A 19,110-nucleotide genomic window follows, 5' to 3' on the forward strand; every position below is an offset into this window, starting at 1 on the left:
CGCGGCTGCTGGCTCTGCAGGCCCGGCCGGCGGGGAAGATCCCGCGACCCCCGCCAGTTAGTAGAACCGTGAACAATGTGACGCGGGGCGTGGACACGGCGGACGTGGTGGACGTGGTGGTCGTCGGCGCCGGGCAGGCGGGCCTGTCCAGCGCCTACCACCTGGCGCGGGCGGGGCTCGGCCACGTGGTCCTGGACCACGCGCCTCGACCGGGCGGGGCCTGGCAGTACCGCTGGCCCTCGCTCACCTACGGCAGGGTCCACGGGATGCACGCCCTGCCGGGCATGGAGCTGACCGGCGCCGACCCGCTGCGCCCCTCGTCCGAGGTGATCGGGGAGTACTTCGCCTCCTACGAGGACCACTTCGACCTGCGCGTACGGCGTCCCGTGGACGTCTCGGCCGTGCGCGAGGGGGACGACGGCCGGCTGCGCGTCGAGACCTCGGCGGGCGTCTGGTCGGCCCGGGCGCTGATCAACGCCACCGGAACCTGGGACCGGCCGTTCTGGCCGCGCTACCCGGGCCAGGAGACCTTCCGCGGCCGCCAGCTCCACACCGCGAACTACCCCGGCCCGCAGGAGTTCGCCGGGGCTCGGGTGATCGTCGTGGGGGGCGGCACGTCGGCGGTGCAGCACCTGCTGGAGATCGCCGGGGTGGCGGCGGAGACCACCTGGGTGACCCGGCGGCCCCCGGTCTTCCGCGACGGCGGCTTCGGGGAGGCCGAGGGCCGGGCCGCAGTGGCCCTGGTGGACGAGCGGGTCCGCCGGGGGCTGCCGCCGCAGAGCGTGGTCAGCGTGACGGGGCTCCCGCTGAACGAGGCCGTCCGGGCCGGTCTGGCCTCGGGGGTCCTGGACCGCCGGCCCGTCTTCGACCGGATCACCGCCACGGGCGCCGCCTGGGCGGACGGGAGCCGCGTGGACGCGGACGTCATCCTGTGGGCCACCGGATTCCGCGCGGCCGTCGACCACCTGGCCCCGCTGCACCTGCGCGAGCGGGGCGGCGGCATCCGGGTCGAGGGCACCAGGGCCGTGCGCGACGAGCGGATCCACCTGGTCGGCTACGGCCCGTCGGCGTCGACGATCGGCGCCAACCGCGCGGGCGGCGCCGCGGTGCGCGAGATCCGCAGGCTGCTGACCCGCGAACCGGTCGGCTCGCCCGCGGCCTGACCCGGCCGCCGGGCCTCAGCCGGCCGGGGCGGGATCGACGGGGAACTCCCGGTCCGGGGTGTCCGCCGCGTCGGCCTCCGGGGTCGCGTACACGTAGCCCGTGCCGTTGCGCACACGCAGGACGGGGTCGGTCCAGTGCTCGGTGTGGTCCGGGACGAAGACGCGGGTGGTGTGCCGCTCCGCGTCGTGGACCAGGAGCGAGACGATGGCGTGGAGCTGGGCGCCGATGTGGCCGAGCCCCTGCCGAGGATGATCCTCCGGGCCCTCCACCTGGATGACGAAGAAGCGTTCCTCCACCCAGTGGCCGCCCTTGTCCAGCAGCTCGTCCTCCCCCACGCGCACTCCGTCCACCCACAGCCGCGCCTCGCTCGGACCGCCGCGGAACAGGAGCACCGAGCGGTGGCGGTCGCCGGCGGTGAAGGTCACGTCGATCTCGTGCCGGGACCAGCAGTCGATGAAGCTGGTGCACGCCCCGGGCACGGCTCCGTTCCGGTGGCCGGCGATCTTTCCGCCCGGCGGCACGACGGGATCCAGACTGCAGGTCTCGGCGAAGCGACAGGACCGCTCGACGTCCCGGCTGCAGCCGAGCCCCATCGCCGCGACGTCGCGCGGCGCCGCCTGCGAGAGCAACTCGGCCAGTCGTTCCACGTACCGGTGCTCGCCGACCAGAGCGGTCAGGTCGGCCTCGTCGGACCACCAGTGGAGCAGGTCGGCCCCGGCGGGGGAACGGGCCAGCCACTGGTGCCACTCCGCCCCGCTGCAACCCCACCGTTCGGCCACCCGCCTGTGCGCCGCCCGCTCGGCAGCCGCGGCGGCCGCAGAGGCCGCGTCCGCCGGCGGAGGGGGTTCCGGAGCCTCGTCGGGGGACCCGCTCTCCGGCTCCGCCACCCCCGCCTCGGCCTCGGCTTTCGCCCTCGCTGTCGCTTTCCATGGCCACTTCACGGCTCGCCCCCTCGGTGCACGCGTCCGCCAAGCGGCCGATCGTAGGGCCGACCCCGGGTCCGGTGCCCCTCATTTCCCGGTGGCGCCCCCCTGACCTGCGGGGGAGCCCGCGTGGGCACGGATCCGGTTGAACTCGGCCACGTGCTTCTTGTGCTCGTCGTACGTGGCCGAGAAGCGGGTGTCCCCGGGCTTCACGGTGACGAAGAACAGCCAGTCGCCGGGCGTCGGCGCGACCGCGGCCGCCATGGCCTCCAGCCCCGGGCTGTCGATCGGGGTGGGCGGCAGGCCCTGGCGTTCGTAGGTGTTGAAGGGGCTGTCGATGCGGGTCTCGCTCAGCTTGGTGTCCACGGTGCTGCGGTTCAGCGCGTAGTTGATGGTGGAGTCCATCTGCAGCGGCATCGACTTCGCCAGCCGGTTGTGCACCACGCGGGCGACCTTGCCCATGTCGGCGCGGGTCTCGGCCTCCGCCTCGATGACGCTGGCCATCGTGGCCGTCTGGTACGGGGTCATCCCGTGGGCCCTGGCGCCGTCGGCCACCGCCTTGGTGGCGAGCTTCTCGTTCGCCGTGCGCACCATGTACGCGAGGAGCGCGGCCGGCGTGCTCTTCGAGGTCAGCGGGTACGTCGCCGGGAAGAGGTACCCCTCCGGGTTGCCCTTGGCCTCCGCGGGCAGCGCCAGTCCGGCGGTGGTCACCGCCGACTTCGCAGATCCGGGCGGGAGCTTCAGTTCGCGCTCGACCGCGGCGTACACCTGCGACGCGCGCCAGCCCTCGGGAATCACCAACTGGCGCGGCTTCTCCGGCTCTTCCCCACCCCGCAGCATCGGGATCAGGACTGCCGCACCGATGGCGAGCAGCATGCCGAGGAAGAGCGCCAGTCGGCCCCTGCGGGTGAGCCGGGATCGGCGCCGCGGCGGCCGGTACTCATGACTCATGCGGGAAAACTAACCCGCAAACCATCACTTTTTCGACATCCAACCCGTGCGTCGGTCATACGGTCACACATTCACCGGAGCCAGCTGGGCTTCCTCGGGCGGCTCGGGCGCCAGCGCGGCGTCCCGGTCCCGGCGGACCAGTGCCGCGTACCGGCCGTCGGCCTTCAGCAGCTCCTCGTGGGTACCGCGCTCGGCGATGCGGCCCGCGTCCAGCACCACGATCTGGTCGGCGTCGCGGACGGTGGAGAGCCGGTGCGCGATGGTGATGGTGGTCCGGCCGGCCGAGAGGTTGTCGATGGCCTGCTGGACGGCGTGCTCGGTACGGGTGTCCAGGGCGCTGGTCGCCTCGTCGAGGATCAGCACCGGTGGGTCCCGCAGGATGGTGCGGGCGATGGCCAGCCGCTGCTTCTCGCCTCCGGAGAACCGGTATCCGCGCTCGCCGACCAGGGTGTCGTACCCGTCGGGCAGGGACGCGATGTGCTCGTGGATCTGCGCCGCGCGGGCCGCCTCGGTGATCTCCTCGTCGGTGGCGTCCGGCTTGGCGAAGCGCAGGTTGTCGGCGACCGATGCGTGGAAGAGGTAGGTCTCCTGGGAGACCACGCCGATGGAACGGGCCAGCGAGTCGAAGTCGAGATCGCGCACGTCCACCCCGTCGAGGGCGACCCGTCCGCCGGTCACGTCGTAGAGCCGGGGCACCAGGTAGCTGAGCGTGCTCTTGCCGGAGCCGGTCGGGCCGACCACGGCGAGGGAGCCGCCGGCCGGGACCGTGATGTCGATCCCCGTGAGGGTCGGTCCGCTCTTGGCGTCGTACGTGAAGTGCACGTCCTCCAGCGCGACCTCGCCCTTGGCCCGGTCGAGGCGCACCGGGTCGGGGCGCTCGGTGATGTCCACCGGCAGGTCGAGGTACTCGAAGATGCGGGCGAACAGGGCGAGCGAGGTCTGTATCTGCACCCCGGTCGACAGCAGGCTCACAGCGGGCCGGAACAGGCCCTGCTGGAGGGTGACGAAGGCGACGAGGGTGCCGACGGAGAGCGAGGGGGCGCCCGTCTGGAGGGCCAGGCCCGCGGCCCAGTAGATCAGCGCGGGCATGGCGGCCATGACGATGCCGATCGTGGACATCCGCCAGCGGCCGGCCATGCTCGACCGCACTTCGAGTCCGACGAGCTTCTCGGACTCCTCGGCGAAGGCGGAGGTCAGCGACTCGGAGCGGCCCATGGTGCGGCCCAGCAGGATGCCGCTCACCGAGAGCGACTCGGTGACGGTCGCGGCCATGGCGGCCATCTGCTTCTGCCGCTTCGTGGTGATCCTCTTGCGCTCGCGGCCGACCCGGCGGCTGATCCACACGAAGACGGGGAGCAGGAGCAGCGAGACGAGGGTGAGCCGCCAGTCGAGCGCGAGCATCGCGACGACGGAGGCGATGACGGCCGTCAGGTTCGAGACGAGCGAGGTCGCGGTGGAGGTGACGGTGGCCTGCATGCCGCCGATGTCATTGGCGATGCGGGACTGCACCTCACCGGTGCGGGTGCGGGTGAAGAAGGCCAGCGGCATCCGCTGGAGCTGCGCGTAGACGGCGGTGCGCAGGTCGTGCATGACGCGCTGGCCGACGGTGGTGGAGATCAGCGTCTGGAGCACGCCGAAGACGCTGGTGACGACGGCGGTGAGGATCATGCCGAGCGCGAGCAGGCTGAGCAGCCCGGTGCGGCCCTGCGGGATCGCGACGTCGAGGATCTCCCGGAGCAGGAACGGCGAGGCGACGCCGACCAGCGAGGAGGCGCCGACGAGCAGGCCGACGACGGCGAGCCGGCCGCGGTAGGGCCGGAAGAGCGCCACGATGCGGCGCAGCTCCCGCGGCTGCTCCGCCGGGGCGGGGCGGGCGGGGTCGAGGGGGTCTTTCGATGGGATCCACTTCGGTTCGTCGTGAGGCATGGGCACCCTCTCGGGGGTCAGGAGTCAGGGTCGAGGTCTTCGCGGAGTCCCCTTCGGCAAGGTCGGGGCCATTGGAGCATAGGTCATTGTTACCTATGCTCACAATGAACGGCATCCTGATATTGTTCCCGCATGAGCTCCGCCTCCGACAGCGACCGCCTCCTCGCCGAACAGCTCCTGCGCCTGACGCGCAGGCTCCACCGGATCCAGAAGCGCCACATGGTGCCGCTCGGGATCACTCCCGCCCAGAGTCGGCTGCTGCGCCTCGTCTCGCACTACGAGGGCGAGCAGCCGCCCCGGATGGCGGACCTCGCCGCGCGCCTGGAAGTCGTCCCGCGCGCCGTGACCACCCTCGTCGACGGCCTGGAGGCGGCCGAGTGCGTGCGCCGCGCGCCCGACCCCGCCAACCGGCGCGTCATCCGGATCGAGCTCACCGACACCGGCCGCGCCACGCTGCGCCGTCTGCGCAACGCGCGAACGGACGCGGCAGAGGAGATCCTGGCTCCATTGACCGCCGACCAGCGCGAGGTGCTCGGCGGCCTGCTGAACGCCCTGTCGGACGCCCCGGCGGAGCGGACCTGCTGAGTAGGCCACACGTGGGCCGCCATGAGGCGAGGGGTCGCACATGCCGCTGCTGGAACCGAAGCCGGGGGCCCTGCGCCCGCGCAGCATCCGCGGCCCCTCGCCCGACCGGCTCCCCGTGCACCGGGCCGCCGGCACCCCGGAGCCGCTGCGCGGCGAGCTGACCGAGCTGCTCGGCGCCGAGAAGGTGCTGTGGAAGGTGTCCGACCTGGTCCGCTACGCCTCCGACGCCTCCCCCTACCGGTTCGTGCCCCAGGTCGTCGTGATCGCCGAGGACATCGACGACGTCTCCGCGGTGCTCTCGTACGCCCACGGCCGCCAGCGCGAGGTCGTCTTCCGCGCTGCCGGGACCTCGCTCAACGGCCAGGCCCAGGGCGAGGACATCCTGGTCGACGTACGCCGCCACTGGGCCGGGATCGAGGTGCTGGAGGAGGGCCGGCGGGCCCGGATCCGGCCCGGCACCACCGTGATGCGGGCCAATGCCGCCCTCGCCCGGTACGGCCGGATCCTCGGTCCCGACCCGGCCAGCGCCCTCGCCTGCACCCTCGGCGGGGTCGTCGCCAACAACGCCTCCGGCATGACCGCGGGCACCACGCGGAACTCGTACCGCACGCTCTCCTCCCTCACCTTCGTCCTGCCCGGCGGCACCGTCGTGGACACCGCCGACCCGCTGGCCGACGAGGAGCTGGCGCGTGCCGAACCGGCCCTGTGCCGGGGGCTGATGGAGATCAAGAAGGAGATCGAGGCCGACCCCGCGCTGGTCGCCCGGATCCGCGCCAAGTACGAGATCAAGAACACCACCGGCTACCGCCTCGACGCCTATCTCGACGGCAACACCCCCGTCGAGATCCTGCGGGGCCTGATGGTCGGCTCGGAGGGCACCCTCGGCTTCATCTCCGAGGTCGTCTTCGACACCCTCCCCCTCGACCGCGAGGTCTGCTCGGCCCTGCTGTTCTTCCCCTCGCTGCCCGCGGCGGCCGCGGCCGTGCCCGTCTTCAACGAGGCGGGCGCCATCGCCGTGGAACTGATGGACGGCAACACCCTGCGCGCCTCGGTCAGCGTCGCGGGCGTTCCCGCCGACTGGGCGGACCTGCCCCGGGAGACGACCGCCCTGCTCGTGGAGTTCCGGGCCCCCGACGCGGCCGGCCGGGACGCCTGCGCGCGCCGGGCCGCTCGGGCCCTCGACGGACTCGACCTGATCGCCCCGGTGGCCTCGGTCACCAACACCTTCACCAGCGACCCGAAGACCGTGGGCGGCTACTGGACGGCCCGCAAGGCCTTCGTCACCGCCGTCGGCGGAGCCCGCGCCCCCGGCACGACCCTGATCACCGAGGACTTCGCGGTACCGCCCTCCCGGCTGGCCGAAGCCTGCGCGGCGCTCCTCGAACTCCAGGCGCGGCACGGCTTCGACGCGGCCGTCGCCGGGCACGCCGCCCACGGCAACCTGCACTTCCTGCTCGCCTTCGACGCCGCGGACCCGGCCGACGTCGAGCGGTACGGGGCCTTCATGGACGCCTTCTGCCGGCTCACCGTGGAGCGCTTCGACGGCTCCCTGAAAGCCGAGCACTCCACCGGCCGCAACATGGCCCCCTTCCTCGAACTGGAATGGGGTCCCGAGGCGGCCGGGCTGATGTGGCGCACCAAGCGGGTCGTCGACCCGGACGGGGTGCTCGCCCCGCGCATCCTCCTCGACCGCGACCCCCGGGCCCATCTGCGCGGCCTGAAGACCATTCCGCAGGTGGAGGCGGTCGCCGACCCCTGCATCGAGTGCGGCTTCTGCGAACCGACCTGCCCCAGCAAGGACCTGACGACCACTCCGCGCCAGCGGATCGTGCTGCGCCGCGAGATGATGCGCCAGCAGCCCGGCTCCCCCGTGCTGGACGGGCTGCTCGGCGCCTACGGCTACGACGCTGTGGACACCTGCGCGGGCGACTCCACCTGCCGGCTGGCCTGCCCGGTCGGCATCGACACCGGGGCGCTGATGAGGGACTTCCGCCACCGCCGGCACGGCGCGCGCGAGGAGGCCGCCGCCGCGCTGGCCGCCCGGCGGTTCCGGACCGTCGAGGCCGCTGCCCGGCTGACGGTGGCCGCGGCGGACCACGTCACGCGTCGGGTCGGGGACCGGCTGCTCGAGGCGGTCACGGGGGCCGCGCGCAAGGCCGTACGACCGGACCTGCTGCCGGAGTGGCTGCCGCAGATCCCCGGCGCGGCCGCGCGGAGCCTGCCCGCGACCCGGCGGGTGGGCGCCTCGGCGGTGTACTACCCGGCCTGCGTCAACCGGATCTTCGCAGGACCCGAGGGCCGCCCCGGCCCCTCCCTGCCGGAGGCCGTGGTGGCCGTGTCGCAACGCGCCGGCAAGCCGGTCTGGATCCCCCGGGACGTGAAGGGCACCTGCTGCGCGACCATCTGGCACTCCAAGGGCTACGACGCCGGCACCCGGGAGATGGCCAACCGGATCGTCGGGGCGGCCTGGGGCTGGACGGCCGGCGGGCGGCTGCCGCTCGTCGTCGACGCCTCCTCGTGCACCCTGGGCATCGCGCACGAGGTGGTCCCGTACCTGACGGAGGACAACCGGGCGCTGCACGCGGAGCTGCGGATCGTCGACTCGGTCGTGTGGGCAGCGGAGGAACTGCTTCCGCACCTGGAGGTGCGGCGCAGGGTGGGCTCGGCCGTGCTCCATCCCACTTGCTCGATGCGGCACTTGGGCGACGAGGCGCAACTGCGGGCGGTGGCCGGGGCCTGCGCCGAGGAGGTGGTGGTCCCGGACGACGCGGGCTGCTGCGCCTTCGCGGGCGACCGGGGCATGCTGCACCCGGAGCTGACTGCCTCGGCCACGGCGCGCGAGGCGGTGGAGGTGACGGCGCGGGCCTTCGACGCGCACCTGTCGGCGAACCGGATGTGTGAGGTGGGCATGGACCGGGCGACCGGGCGAAGCTACTACTCGGCGCTGATCGAACTGGAGCACGCCACCCGCCCGTGAGCGCCGGTGTGCGCGACCCCGCTGAACAGGCACGCAGCCGTCCACCGGCTCCGCAGACCTCGTGGCGGAAGTGCTTCGCCGACGGAAAATCGATTGCCCGGGACCGGTCCGGAAGGCGAACCTTGCACGGTTTGGACCACTCGACCAGTCATGGGGCGTCATGCAGATCAGCGATCTTCCGTATCCGGATCCGGGGGTACCCGACGCTCGCTCAGGCCCCCGTTTCCTCCTGTGGCTGGGGCGCGGCCAACTCGGCGGACAGCTCAAGAGCCTGTGCTGGGGGATTCTGCACTTCTCCGGCGTCGCGGGGCTGCCGTACGCCGTGGGGCTGGGCGTCGACGCGGTCGTCGACCGCAACGCGAACCGGCTGCTGCTCGTCGGTGCGCTGCTCCTGCTGATCGGCGTCGCGATCTCGGTCGGCGACTCCATGCTCCACCGCACCGCCGTCACCAACTGGATCACCGCCGCCGCACGCGTGCAGCAACTGCTCGCGCGCAAGACGGCCGAACTGGGCTCCGCCCTGACCCGCCGGGTCGCCGCGGGCGAAGTCGTCGCGGTCTCCACGGGCGACGTGGAGAAGATCGGCTGGTTCGTCGAGGCGGTCTCCCGCTTCCTCGCGGCCGCCTTCGCGGTCGTCCTCGTCTGCATCGGCCTGCTGTTCTACGCACCCGCGCTGGGCGTGGTCGTGGCCATCGGCGTGCCGCTGATCGCCCTGGCCTCGCTGCCGCTGCTGCCGCGCGCCACCAAGCGCGCCGACATCCAGCGGGAGAAGGCGGGCAAGGCCACCGAGCTGGCCTCCGACACCGTCGCGGGGCTGCGCGTGCTGCGCGGCATCGGCGGTGAGGAGCTGTTTCTCGGCCGGTACCGCGAGGCCTCGCAGGAGGTCCGCAAGGCCGCCGTGCGCAGTGCCAGGATGTGGGCGCTGATCTCCGCGATCCAGGTGCTGCTCCCGGGCGCCCTGCTGATCACGGTGGTCTGGTACGGCGCCACGCTCGTCGTGGACGGGCGCATCGCGGTCGGTGAACTCGTCGCGGCGTTCAGCGCGGTGGCGACGCTGCTCTACCCGCTGCGGCACTTCGAGGAGATCGCCATGGCGTACTCCTTCTCGCGCCCTTCCGCCAAGCGGGCCGCCCGGGTGCTGTCGCTGACCCGGACGGACGCCCCCCAACGTCCCGCCGACGCCGACGCCGCTGCCGATGCCGATGCCGACGTCACCGTCGCGGCCGGGGCCGGCGCCGGCGCCGTGGAGGTACCGGCCGCCGGCGGGGACCTGTACGACCCGCGGACCGGGCTGCTGGCCCCCGCGGGCCGGTTCACCGCCGTCGTGTGCGGGGACCCGGACCTGGCGGGCCGGCTCGCGGAGCGCCTCGGCGGCCATCCCATGGACGGCGGGAAGGACGACGGAGAGGACCACGGGCCGTCGGTGCTCCTGAGCGGCGTGGCGCTGGACGAACTCCCGCTGGACACCGCGCGCACCCTGGTCCTCGTACAGGACAAGGATCCGGTGCTGCTGTCCGGGACCCTGCGCGAACTGTTCGACGTACCGGCTTCCGGCGCGGTCGAGCCCGGCGCGGCGCTGGCGGCCGCCCAGTGCGCGGACGTGCTGGACGCACTGCTGCAGTCGGCGCCGGACGGGGTCGAGGACCCGATGGACGCACGGATCACCGAGCGCGGCCGGTCGCTGTCCGGCGGGCAGCGCCAGCGTCTGGCGCTGGCCCGCTCCCTGGTCACCGACCCGGAGGTGCTGGTGCTCGACGAGCCGACCTCCGCGGTCGACTCGCACACCGAGGCACGGATCGCGGACGGGGTCGCAACCCTGCGCGCCGGTCGCACCACGGTGGTACTGGCCTCCTCGCCGCTGCTGCTGGACCGCGCGGACCGGGTCGTGCTCATCGACGGGGGCACGGTGGCGGCGGTCGGCACCCACCGCGAGCTGCTGCACCGCGAGCCGCTGTACCGGGCGGTGGTCACCCGCGAGACGGACGAGGAGCAGCAGGGGCGCCTCGCCGGGCTGGAACTGACAGAGCTCGAAGAAGTACTCACAGAGATCGAGGAATCCGCATGATCGGCGTGGCGCCACCGGAGTACGATCCGGCGGCCCCCCAGTCGGCCGCGACCCTGCCCGTGGGCACGTCCGCGACCGTACGGGGCTATGTGCGCGGCCTGTTCCGGCGCCACCGGCGGGCCTTCGTGCTGCTGGTGACCGTCAACGCGGTCGCGGTGATCGCCTCCATGGTCGGTCCGTACCTCCTGGGCCGGGTCGTGGACGATCTCGCGGAGGGGGCGCGCGAGCTCCATCTGGGGCGTGTGGCGCTGCTGTTCGCGCTGGCGCTCGCCGTCCAGACGTTCTTCGTCCGGCTGGTCCGGCTGCGCGGGGCGATGCTGGGCGAGGAGATGCTGGCCGATCTGCGCGAGGACTTCCTCGTACGGTCGGTCGGGCTGCCGCCCGGCGTGCTGGAGCGTGCCGGTACCGGTGACCTGCTGTCGCGGATCACCACCGACATCGACCGGCTGGCGAACGCCATGCGCGAGGCCGTGCCGCAACTGGCGATCGGCGTCGTCTGGGCCGGGCTGCTGTTCGGCGCTCTCGCGGTGACCGCGCCGCCGCTGGCGCTCGCCGCGCTGGTGGCGCTGCCGGTGCTGGTGATCGGCTGCCGCTGGTACTTCCGGCGCGCGCCGTCGGCGTACCGCTCGGAGGCGGCCGGCTACGCGGCGGTCTCGGCCGTGCTCACCGAGACGGTGGACGCGGGTCGCACGGTCGAGGCGCACCGTCTCGGACCGGACCGGATCGCGCTGTCGGAGCGGCGGATCAAGGAGTGGACGGCGTGGGAGCGGTACACGCTGTTCCTGCGGACGGTCCTCTTCCCCGTCATCAACGTCACGTTCGTGACGATCCTCGGCTCGGTGCTGATGATCGGCGGCTACTGCGTGATGCAGGGCTGGATGTCGGTGGGGCAGCTGACCACGGGCGCGCTGCTGGCGCAGATGCTGGTCGATCCGATCGGTCTGATCCTGCGCTGGTACGACGAACTTCAGGTCGCCCAGGTCTCGCTGGGCCGGCTGGTGGGCGTACGGGAGATCGAGGCGGACGCGGGGGACGCGAAGGTGGCTCCCGAGGGCCGGGACGTGCGGGCCGAGGAGGTCCACTTCGGCTACCGGGAGGGCGTGGACGTCCTGCACCAGGTGTCGATGTCCGTGCCGCCGGGCACCCGGATGGCACTCGTCGGGCCCTCGGGCGCGGGCAAGTCCACCCTGGGACGCCTGCTCGCGGGCATCTACGCGCCCCGGACCGGCGAGGTCACCCTCGGCGGGGCACGGCTGTCGCGGATGCCGGCGGAGCGGGTGCGCGAGCACGTGGCGCTGGTCAACCAGGAGCACCACGTGTTCGTGGGCTCCCTGCGCGACAACCTCCGCCTCGCACGGACGGGCGCCGACGACGCCGAGCTGTGGGCGGCGCTGGGCGCGGTCGACGCGGACGGCTGGGCGCGGGCCATGGAGGCCGGTCTGGACTCCGAGGTCGGTTCCGGCGGCACGGCACTGACCCCGGCGCAGGCGCAGCAGATCGCGCTGGCCCGGCTGGTGCTGGCGGACCCGCACACGTTGGTGCTCGACGAGGCCACCTCACTGCTGGACCCGCGTGCGGCACGGCACTTGGAGCGTTCGCTCGCCCGGGTGCTGGACGGGCGCACGGTCATCGCCATCGCCCACCGGCTGCACACCGCGCACGACGCGGACGTGATCGCGGTGGTCGAGGGCGGCCGGATCAGCGAGCTGGGCTCGCACGACGAGCTGGTCGCGGCAGACGGCGCTTACGCGGCACTGTGGCGGTCCTGGCACGGGTGACCCCCGCCGGTGGTTCGACGGGCGGCTCGGCTGACCGGCTGCCCGTCACGTGCCGGACGGGTCCTCGTGGTCGGTCCCCTGCGGGCCGTCCTCGAGGCGCCCGGTCACCACGAGGTTGCCGTCCGGGGTGCGCCGTGCGAGGTAGCCGGTGCGGAGGTGGCCGTCGGCGGTGAAGGAGCGCGCGTTGTGCTCGGGCGCCCGGTAGTAGCCTCGCGGGATGTGCGGGCCCCGCGCGAGGAGCTCGCCGGGCTCCCCGTCGGGCACGTCCTCGCCGTCGGCGTCGACGAGGCGGATCTCGTCGCCGGGCGAGAGCGGACGGCCCTGCGTGGTGAGCACGGTCTCGTCCGGATCGGCGGGCCGGGTGACGGTGAGCGGCCCCTCGGCCATGCCGAAGACCTGCTGCACGCGACAGCCCAGTTCGAGGCCCGTCCGTTCGGCGGTCGCCCGGTCCACGGGCCAGCCGCCGATCTGCACGAGACGCAGACTGCTCACGTCGGCCCGGACCGCGGGCAGTGCGTCGAGCCAGCGCGTGGCGACGGCGGGCACGAGCGAGGTGACGGTGACCCGCTCCCGCTCGATGGCCCGAAGGCTTTCCGCCGGTGCCGGATCCTCGACCAGGACGACGGTGCCGCCGGCGGAGAGGGTCCCGACGATGCCGGGGCAGCCGAAGGCGAAGTCGGAATCGGCGGGCAGCGCGGCGAGGTACACGTCGTCCTCGGTGAGCGAGACCAGTTCGGCGGCGGTCTGCGCCTGGTGGACGTAGTCGTTGTGGGTGCGCGGAACGAGCCTGGGCTCCTCGCCGTCGCCGCCGGACAGCAGGAGGAACGCCACCTGGCCGGCGCTCTGCGCGAGCGCCCGGTCGGGCGGGGAGTCGATGGACCCCAGCGGGAAGTAGTGGCAGCCCGACGGGTCGGTCGTGAAGCCGCCGTACGGGGACGAGGTGCCCGGCGCCTCCAGGGGGAACACCCGCCGCAGGAAGGGCCCTCGGGCCGCGATGTCCGCGGCCATCGCCGTGTGGTCGAAGCCCTGGTAGGTCGAGGGACCGACGTAGCCGACGGCCTGGGTGATCCACGCGATGGGGGACATCTCGGACGCGCGGTACGAGACCGGGCACAGGACGGGGACCATACCGGCGCGCATCAGCGCGAAGACGGTGATGACGAACTCGGGGACGTTCGGCAGCTGGACGACGACCCGCTGCCCGGGCCGCAGGCCGCGCAGCCGGAATCCGGCGGCCATGCGGTCCACGCGCCGGTTCAGGTTCGCGTACGTGAGGCGGGTGGCGCCGTGCACGAGGGCGGTCCGCGGTCCGTACTGCAGGGCCCAGCCGCGCAGCAGGCTGTCCAGCGTGTCGCCGCGCCAGTGCCCGGCCATCCAGTAGCGGTCGACGAACTCCTCGGGCCAGGGCGTGCAGCCCTCGAGCATGCGTGTCATTCGCTTCCTTCCCCGCCGTCCTGACCCTGGCAACCCAATCCGTCAACATCCCTGCGCACAATGCGCTTTCCTGACCATGGACGCCGAATTGGATCAGCGGAACGACCAAGTCGCGCCGCTGACCAGGGGGAATGGTCCGGCCTGACGGGCTGACGGGCTGACGGGCCGGCGGGCTAGGGGCCGAGGAGCGGCAGGGCGGGGAAGGCGTGGTCCTGCCAGATCAGGCGGGAGGCCTCCTCCGGGTAGGCGGTGAGGGCCGGCCGGGGGCCGAAGAGCTGTACGAGGCGCTGCCCGGTGTCGTACGCGGGCCAGCCGGGGTCGCCGTGGGCCGCGAACGCCGTCCAGGCTGCCCGCATGCGCGCGGACAGCTCCTCCGCCTCCGGGAACGGGCTCTCGCCGATCAGCACGGCGGGCTGGCCGCGGTCCAGGTTGCCGAAGACCAGCGGAACGTCGAGGCCGTGGCAGGCGCCGAGGGCGCCGCCCATCCCCGGGGCGGACCAGGTCAGCTCGTAGACGTGGGCACGGCCGCCGGCGGCGGTCTGGGCCTGGGCGAGGTGGAGGGACGGCATGCGGAACAGCCAGTCGGAGCCGACCGTCTCGTACAGCTCGTCCGGGCCGGCGGCCGGGAAGGCCTCACGGTAGCGGTGTGGGGCGTCCTGACCGGGGCCGAAGACGTCCAGGGCGGTCTGCGCCTGCTCCGGAGTGACCTGGCCGAGCAGTCCGTCGAGTGCGGTGAGCAGCCGTGTTTCGTCGCGGGTGTGGCCGACGATCAGTTCGATGTCCCGGCCGGCGCCGTCGGCCAGGGCCTGCCACGGCGTGACGGGCAGGGTCTCGCCGTCGACGACGGGCGAGAACGGGATCGCGCGGTGCGCGACGGGCCCCCAGCGATCCGCCCAACGGTCCATCTTGGCGCCGACCGCGTCACCGGCGGCGGACAGCCGGGCGGGGTCCACCCCGGACAGGTCGGCCCGTGTGGGCCGCAGCCCGAGCTCGGCGGCGCAGGCGGAGGCGATGTCGGCGGCCAGTTCCGGCGAGAAGAAGGTGCCCTGCACGCTCTGCGCGACGGCGCGGCCGAAGAGACCGGCCGCTCGCGGCATCGCCAGCAGCGCGGCGACCGATCCGGCGCCCGCCGACTGGCCGAAGACGGTGACGCGGCCCGGGTCGCCGCCGAACGCCCGGATGTTGTCGCGCACCCACTCCAGCACGGCGGCCTGGTCCAGCAGGCCCCGGTTGGCGGGCGCACCCTCGATCTGCCCGAACCCCTCCAGGCCCACCCGGTAGTTGAACGTCACCACGACGACACCGCCGTCACGCGCCAGACGGCCGCCGTCGTACTCGGGAAGGCCCGACATGCCGATCGAGTAGGCGCCGCCCTGGATCCACACCATCACCGGCAGCCCCGCGCCCGGGCCCGGCTCGGGCGACCAGACGTTGGCCGTGAGCCAGTCGTCGCCCGCCGCGTCCCGGGCCAGTGCATCCATGCCGAAGTGGCCGCCCTGCGGGGGCGGCGGGCCGTACGACACTGCGGGCCGCACCCCGTCCCATCCGCGTACGGGCCTCGGTGCGGCGAAACGCAGCGGGCCGACCGGCGGCTCGGCGAACGGGATGCCGCGGAAGACCGCGACACCGTCCTCGCGTGCGCCTCGGAGCGCCCCGCCCGTCACACGGACTTCCGGCCGGGACCCGGAGGCCTCGGACGCGACAACGGTCATCACAGCTCCTTCGCTGGGCGGCGGGACGTTCCGGATCATCCCGCTGCCGCATGCTGCGCGCCAGCGAATTAGGGAGCTGCCGGCGCGAGCCGGAAGGCGGATCTAGAAGAAACCGAGGGCCGAGGCGCCGCCGAAGCCGCCCAGCAGGACGAAGACCGGCATGAGGACCTTGAGCTCCACCCAGCTGCCGGCGCGGAAGCGCATCATCTTGGGCGGGCCGATCGGGTACCAGCGCTTGCCGGCGATCGGGATGGGCCACAGGACCGGACAGCCGGAGACGGTCAGCGCGTCGCCGATGTCGTGGACCAGGGCGCCGAGCACGATCGGCAGGCCGAGCCAGAGGTACTCCTGGCCCGGGCCGGTGAACAGCCAGCCCGCGCCGTTGCCGGGCTGGTCGAGCACTCCGGCCAGGATCCACGCGCTGGTCGCACCGAGCAGCCAGACCAGGACGTCGCTGGACATCCGGGCCGCCCGCCACAGCAGGCCCTCGACCGCCAGCACCAGGTGCACGAAGAGCAGGGCGAGCACGCCCCAGCGGCCGGCGGTGACGGCGAGCACGGAGGCTCCGCCGCCTATCAGGACGGCCCAGAGCCACGTGTGCGTCAGTGTGCGGTGGCCGCCGGTGCGGCGGGCGTCCTTCTTGGAGCGGGTGGACTTGTAGACGGCGTAGGAGATCTTGTCGACCACCTCGCACAGGCCCCTGGAGAGCGGGCCGAAGGCGCGCGAGATCGTCGCCGACTTGTGGTCGAGGTCCGGGGCCAGAGCCGCCCCGGCGCAGATCAGCGCGCCGACGACGAGGACGGGCCACGGCATGGGGTGTCCGGCGGCCGCGGTCGCCGCGCCCACCCCCAGCCAGGCCGCTGCCCCGGACAGTGAGTGCGCCGGACCCATCATGGTCGTTTCCCGCCCCGCTGGTGTTGTGGTCGGGCCCCGTCGACTGTTTCGTTCGGGCCCCATCGACGGCACAGCGTACCGTCGGTGATCTTCCTCCCGTCCGCCGGTTCCCTGATCCGGGGGGAAGCCAGGCAAGATGGGGGGTGTGACCCTCATTGATCAGCTCCCGCCGAACGCCGACCCCGACGCCCTCTTCGAGGCTTTCTCCTCGTGGGCGGAGGGCCAGGGCATCACCCTGTACCCGGCTCAGGAGGAGGCGCTGATCGAGGTCGTCTCCGGGGCGAACGTGATCCTGTCCACGCCGACCGGCTCCGGCAAGAGCCTCGTCGCGGCCGGTGCGCACTTCACGGCCCTGGCCCAGGACAAGGTCACCTTCTACACCGCTCCGATCAAGGCCCTGGTGTCGGAGAAGTTCTTCGACCTGTGCAAGCTCTTCGGCACCGAGAACGTCGGCATGCTGACCGGCGACGCCTCCGTGAACGCGGACGCCCCGGTGATCTGCTGCACCGCCGAGGTGCTGGCCTCCATCGCCCTGCGCGACGGGAAGCACGCCGACATCGGCCAGGTCGTGATGGACGAGTTCCACTTCTATGCCGAGCCGGACCGCGGCTGGGCCTGGCAGATCCCGCTGCTGGAGCTGCCGCAGGCACAGTTCGTCCTGATGTCGGCGACCCTCGGCGACATGAAGCGGTTCGAGGAGGACCTGACCCGGCGCACGGGCCGGCCCACCTCGGTGGTCCGCTCCGCGACCCGGCCCGTCCCGCTGTCCTACGAGTACGTCACCACGCCGATCACCGACACGATCACCGAGCTGCTGGAGACCCGGCAGGCTCCGGTCTACATCGTGCACTTCACCCAGGCCCAGGCGGTCGAGCGGGCGCAGTCGCTCATGAGCATCAACATGTGCACCCGCGAGGAGAAGGACAAGATCCAGGACCTGATCGGCAACTTCCGCTTCACCACCAAGTTCGGCCAGAACCTTTCCCGCTACGTCCGGCACGGGATCGGCGTGCACCACGCCGGCATGCTGCCCAAGTACCGCCGCCTGGTGGAGAAGCTCGCCCAGGCCGGTCTGCTGAAGGTCATCTGCGGTACGGACACCCTCGGCGTCGGCGTCAACGTCCCGATCCGCACGGTGCTGTTCACGGCGCTCACCAAGTACGACGGCAACCGAGTCCGGACGCTGCGCGCCCGCGAGTTCCACCAGATCGCCGGCCGCGCCGGCCGGGCCGGATTCGACACGGCGGGCTATGTGGTCGCGCAGGCGCCGGAGCACGTCATCGAGAACGAGAAGGCCCTCGCGAAGGCGGGCGACGACCCGAAGAAGCGCCGCAAGGTGGTGCGCAAGAAGGCTCCCGAGGGCTTCGTCGCCTGGTCGGACACCACCTTCGAGAAGCTCATCGCCGCCGACCCGGAGGCGCTGACGTCGCGCTTCAAGGTCACCAACATCATGCTGCTGTCGGTCATCGCCCGGCCGGGCGACGCCTTCAAGGCGATGCGCCACCTCCTGGAGGACAACCACGAGCCCCGCAAGGCCCAGCTGCGGCACATCCGCCGGGCCATCGCGATCTACCGCTCGCTGCTGGACGGCGGTGTGGTCGAGAAGCTCGACACCCCGGACGCGGAGGGCCGCACGATCCGGCTCACCGTCGACCTCCAGCAGGACTTCGCGCTCAACCAGCCGCTGTCCACCTTCGCTCTGGCCTCCTTCGACCTGCTGGACCCGGAGTCGCCCTCGTACGCGCTGGACATGGTGTCCGTCGTGGAGTCCACGCTGGACGACCCGCGCCAGATCCTGGCCGCCCAGCAGAACAAGGAGCGGGGCATCCAGGTCGGCCAGATGAAGGCCGACGGCATCGAGTACGAGGAGCGGATGGAGCGTCTCCAGGACGTCACCTATCCCAAGCCGCTCGAAGAGCTGCTCTTCCACGCCTACGACGTGTACGCCAAGAGCCACCCGTGGGTGCGCGACCACCCCGTCTCCCCGAAGTCGATCATCCGCGACATGTACGAACGCGCGATGACCTTCACCGAGTTCACCTCCTTCTACGAGCTGGCCCGCACCGAGGGCATCGTGCTGCGCTACCTGGCGAGCGCGTTCAAGGCGCTCGACCACACCATCCCCGACGACCTCAAGTCCGAGGACCTCCAGGACCTGATCGAATGGCTCGGCGAACTGGTCCGCCAGGTCGACTCCAGCCTGCTCGACGAGTGGGAGCAGCTGGCGAACCCGGAGGTGGAGACGGCGGAGCAGGCCCAGGAGAAGGCCGACCAGGTCAAGCCGGTCACCGCGAACGCGCGCGCCTTCCGCGTCCTGGTCCGCAACGCGATGTTCCGCCGGGTGGAGCTGGCCGCCCTCGACCACGTCAACGTGCTGGGCGAGCTGGACGCCGAGTCCGGCTGGGACGCCGACGCCTGGGGCGAGGCGATGGACGGGTACTGGGACGAGTACGACGACCTCGGCACCGGCCCCGATGCGCGCGGCCCCAAGCTGCTCCAGATCGAGGAAGACCCGGCGCACGGCCTGTGGCGCGTCCGCCAGACCTTCGCCGACCCCAACGGGGACCATGGCTGGGGCATCAGCGCCGAGGTCGACCTCGCGGCCTCCGACGAGGAGGGCCGGGCTGTCATCCGGGTCACCTCGGTCGGCGAGCTCGGCGCCCTCTGACCTGCTCCGGCATCCCGCCGGCCCGTCCGGACC

At 72.7% G+C, this 19,110-nt stretch carries 12 protein-coding genes; 6 read left to right on the top strand and 6 right to left on the bottom strand.

What is annotated here, in order from left to right:
* The first annotated feature begins 68 nt into the window (after nucleotides 1–68).
* Entirely contained in the window at nucleotides 69–1,163 is a 1,095-nt protein-coding gene (locus OG472_RS07685; RefSeq protein WP_405941197.1) for an FAD-dependent oxidoreductase, read from the top strand.
* A 15-nt stretch (nucleotides 1,164–1,178) separates the two neighbouring features.
* Here OG472_RS07685 and OG472_RS07690 read toward each other — a convergent pair whose 3' ends face one another.
* The 3 genes from OG472_RS07690 to OG472_RS07700 form a co-directional block, all read right to left on the bottom strand.
* Nucleotides 1,179–2,105, bottom strand: coding sequence for a hypothetical protein (locus OG472_RS07690; protein WP_405941198.1), 927 nt, complete (start codon nucleotides 2,103–2,105; stop codon nucleotides 1,179–1,181).
* Between the two features lie 69 nt (nucleotides 2,106–2,174).
* Complete coding sequence (mltG, locus tag OG472_RS07695; RefSeq protein ID WP_405941199.1) at nucleotides 2,175–3,038, bottom strand: endolytic transglycosylase MltG; 864 nt, start codon at nucleotides 3,036–3,038, stop codon at nucleotides 2,175–2,177.
* A gap of 63 nt (nucleotides 3,039–3,101) precedes the next feature.
* Nucleotides 3,102–4,964 (bottom strand): ABC transporter ATP-binding protein, encoded by a 1,863-nt coding sequence (locus OG472_RS07700; protein WP_401603999.1) that lies wholly within the window; start codon nucleotides 4,962–4,964, stop codon nucleotides 3,102–3,104.
* A gap of 132 nt (nucleotides 4,965–5,096) precedes the next feature.
* Between OG472_RS07700 and OG472_RS07705 the strand changes: the two genes are divergently transcribed.
* The 4 genes from OG472_RS07705 to OG472_RS07720 all read left to right on the top strand — a co-directional run bounded on the left by OG472_RS07705 (nucleotide 5,097) and on the right by OG472_RS07720 (nucleotide 12,369).
* Entirely contained in the window at nucleotides 5,097–5,549 is a 453-nt protein-coding gene (locus tag OG472_RS07705; RefSeq protein ID WP_327417870.1) for a MarR family transcriptional regulator, read from the top strand.
* 40 nt (nucleotides 5,550–5,589) lie between these two features.
* Nucleotides 5,590–8,526 carry an FAD-binding and (Fe-S)-binding domain-containing protein gene (locus OG472_RS07710; RefSeq protein ID WP_405941200.1) on the top strand — a complete coding sequence of 979 codons (2,937 nt, stop codon included), beginning with the start codon at nucleotides 5,590–5,592 and terminating at the stop codon, nucleotides 8,524–8,526.
* Between the two features lie 160 nt (nucleotides 8,527–8,686).
* On the top strand, nucleotides 8,687–10,591 hold the full coding sequence (locus tag OG472_RS07715; RefSeq protein ID WP_405941201.1) for an ABC transporter transmembrane domain-containing protein: 1,905 nt from the start codon (nucleotides 8,687–8,689) through the stop codon (nucleotides 10,589–10,591).
* Nucleotides 10,588–12,369: an ABC transporter ATP-binding protein gene (locus OG472_RS07720; RefSeq protein WP_401604008.1), complete on the top strand. Its 1,782-nt coding sequence runs from the start codon at nucleotides 10,588–10,590 to the stop codon at nucleotides 12,367–12,369. Before OG472_RS07715 ends, OG472_RS07720 begins: the two co-directional genes overlap by 4 nt.
* 45 nt (nucleotides 12,370–12,414) lie before the next feature.
* On the opposite strand, the gene OG472_RS07725 is transcribed toward OG472_RS07720, so the two are convergent.
* From OG472_RS07725 to OG472_RS07735, 3 genes are all read right to left on the bottom strand, one after another.
* The gene (locus OG472_RS07725; protein ID WP_405941202.1) at nucleotides 12,415–13,803 is read right to left on the bottom strand and encodes a (2,3-dihydroxybenzoyl)adenylate synthase; all 1,389 of its coding nucleotides are present in this window, start codon (nucleotides 13,801–13,803) and stop codon (nucleotides 12,415–12,417) included.
* A gap of 173 nt (nucleotides 13,804–13,976) precedes the next feature.
* On the bottom strand, nucleotides 13,977–15,515 hold the full coding sequence (locus OG472_RS07730) for a carboxylesterase/lipase family protein (protein ID WP_405941203.1): 1,539 nt from the start codon (nucleotides 15,513–15,515) through the stop codon (nucleotides 13,977–13,979).
* Between the two features lie 102 nt (nucleotides 15,516–15,617).
* Nucleotides 15,618–16,409, bottom strand: coding sequence for a metal-dependent hydrolase (locus OG472_RS07735; protein ID WP_401604014.1), 792 nt, complete (start codon nucleotides 16,407–16,409; stop codon nucleotides 15,618–15,620).
* Nucleotides 16,410–16,554: 145 nt separating this feature from the next.
* On the opposite strand from OG472_RS07735, the gene OG472_RS07740 reads away from it, so the two are divergent.
* Nucleotides 16,555–19,077 (top strand): DEAD/DEAH box helicase, encoded by a 2,523-nt coding sequence (locus tag OG472_RS07740; RefSeq protein ID WP_401604017.1) that lies wholly within the window; start codon nucleotides 16,555–16,557, stop codon nucleotides 19,075–19,077.
* Nucleotides 19,078–19,110: the final 33 nt, after the last annotated feature.

The organism is Streptomyces sp. NBC_00207 (assembly GCF_045160965.1).
GTDB lineage: Bacteria > Actinomycetota > Actinomycetes > Streptomycetales > Streptomycetaceae > Streptomyces.

Coding starts and splice junctions, on each gene's coding strand:
- OG472_RS07730 (WP_405941203.1), bottom strand. CDS start 15,515: ATGACCGTTGTCGCGTCCGAGGCCTCCGGGTCCCGGCCGGAAGTCCGT.
- OG472_RS07720 (WP_401604008.1), top strand. CDS start 10,588: ATGATCGGCGTGGCGCCACCGGAGTACGATCCGGCGGCCCCCCAGTCG.
- mltG (WP_405941199.1), bottom strand. CDS start 3,038: ATGAGTCATGAGTACCGGCCGCCGCGGCGCCGATCCCGGCTCACCCGC.
- OG472_RS07715 (WP_405941201.1), top strand. CDS start 8,687: ATGCAGATCAGCGATCTTCCGTATCCGGATCCGGGGGTACCCGACGCT.
- OG472_RS07700 (WP_401603999.1), bottom strand. CDS start 4,964: ATGCCTCACGACGAACCGAAGTGGATCCCATCGAAAGACCCCCTCGAC.
- OG472_RS07705 (WP_327417870.1), top strand. CDS start 5,097: ATGAGCTCCGCCTCCGACAGCGACCGCCTCCTCGCCGAACAGCTCCTG.
- OG472_RS07725 (WP_405941202.1), bottom strand. CDS start 13,803: ATGACACGCATGCTCGAGGGCTGCACGCCCTGGCCCGAGGAGTTCGTC.
- OG472_RS07735 (WP_401604014.1), bottom strand. CDS start 16,409: ATGATGGGTCCGGCGCACTCACTGTCCGGGGCAGCGGCCTGGCTGGGG.
- OG472_RS07710 (WP_405941200.1), top strand. CDS start 5,590: ATGCCGCTGCTGGAACCGAAGCCGGGGGCCCTGCGCCCGCGCAGCATC.